Origin of the sequence: Flammeovirga sp. OC4, assembly GCF_000812565.1 — a bacterium.
Taxonomy (GTDB): Bacteria; Bacteroidota; Bacteroidia; order Cytophagales; family Flammeovirgaceae; genus Flammeovirga.
This window is the reverse complement of record NZ_JTAM01000068.1, coordinates 1-1,527: the sequence shown is the minus strand read 5'-3', so window position 1 is coordinate 1,527 and position 1,527 is coordinate 1. Positions and strand designations below refer to the sequence as shown.

General features: G+C 32.4%; 1 protein-coding gene. It reads right to left on the bottom strand.

From position 1 onward, the window contains the following. Positions 1–329 precede the first annotated feature (329 nt). The gene (locus PL77_RS24055; RefSeq protein ID WP_044211132.1) at positions 330–1,274 is read right to left on the bottom strand and encodes a DUF1989 domain-containing protein; all 945 of its coding nucleotides are present in this window, start codon (positions 1,272–1,274) and stop codon (positions 330–332) included. Between the last annotated feature and the right edge of the window lie 253 nt (positions 1,275–1,527).

Below are 1,527 nucleotides of genomic sequence, written 5' to 3'. Positions count from 1 at the left end.
ATGAAAAAACGAAGCAAAAAAATCTAGGCTATGAAGTCAAAAACTAAATTCTTAACGCTTTTCCCTTCAATACCACTAGGTAGAATCTTCAAAATAAAGATCAAGTCAACAATGAATTAAGAACAAAATTTCTATTTGACATGTTATTATTCATTTTGTTATAAGATGCTATTAAATGTTTTAACTAGCAAATTATAGAAAACAGCTTCTTCATTTTAATTGAAGAATAAATAGTAAACCAATGACTTATAGCCTTTATAGAAATAGTTCAAACCCAAAAAATGCTTACCGTCCTAGGACAATAAGCACTTATAAAGAGCAATTAGAATTTAGTCTATCATTTCTTTTGGTGAAACATCTTTTGAGAAAATACGATCATAGATTTTATCCTCCCAACCATGATTGATATTCAAATGATTATCAGAATAAGGTTTAATTCCAGTATCTTCTACAGATATATAAACAGGATTTGGTTTTGCTTCTGGGAAAGGTAATGCTTGATCAGCGTAAGGGCAGTTACTCACTACCACGTAGCAATCTTTTTCAGCATAGAACTCCACACCTGTTCCATCAGGTACTGAAGGTGTTGGTGATAAGAAACAACGTGTAATTCCATTTTCGTCTTGTCCAAAACGATTACCTTGGAAGATGTTTATATCATTTTTATCTGCATAAAACTGTACTACTCTTTTTCTTTCTTCAGGGTCTTTTATCGCTTGAATAGCAGGAATTCTGTTGAAACCATGAATGAAATTTTCTTGGCAGCTATTCACATTTGCTTCCTTACCATGTGTCATTTCAATCCATTCAGGACAGCAATGTGCAGCAAAAAACATATGTGATGTATTTTTATCGTCCAACAGTTCATAAGGAAACTCATCTGCCACTACTGTTGCTATTTTTTCCATGTATTGACTTTGCGTCCAAACACCTGAATATAATTTCAAGTTCAAACCCTCAATTGGGCCATTGTTTAAGTGGTCACTCCATTGTTTTAGATCAGGAGTAACAAATTGAACATCTAAAATTTGCGTTCTTCCATTGTGTTCGCTTGGTCTTTGTTCAAAACGAATCGTTTGACCTGCTTTTAATGGGAATGCATTTCCTGTATGCGGTTCAATGGTATCTTCGTAAATCGTCTTTCTTTCGTTATTTTCTTTGGTAGCAATTACCTTGTTGTAAAAATCATAGTTGACTTTACATTTATCCTGATATGATTTTACTGGATCTACATCTGGATTATACGTTTCTTTTAATTTTTCTGAATTACACATGTTCGTCTCTATTTATATTATTAATACTTGTAGTAGTTGAGCTTTGGAGCTCTTTCACTTATATATGCGAGGTAATTCAGAAAACCCCTATGAAGAGGTGAAAAAAAATTAGATGGGCGTAGACCCATAATTGAAATTATGGGCTTATGGGAAGACACCTCAATTATCAACTTTTAATTAAAATATTCGACCTACCTATAATAAATACATTGTAAACGAAATTATCGTCAACTTTTAATCTATATTTCTACTA

Coding starts and splice junctions, on each gene's coding strand:
- PL77_RS24055 (WP_044211132.1), bottom strand. CDS start 1,274: ATGTGTAATTCAGAAAAATTAAAAGAAACGTATAATCCAGATGTAGAT.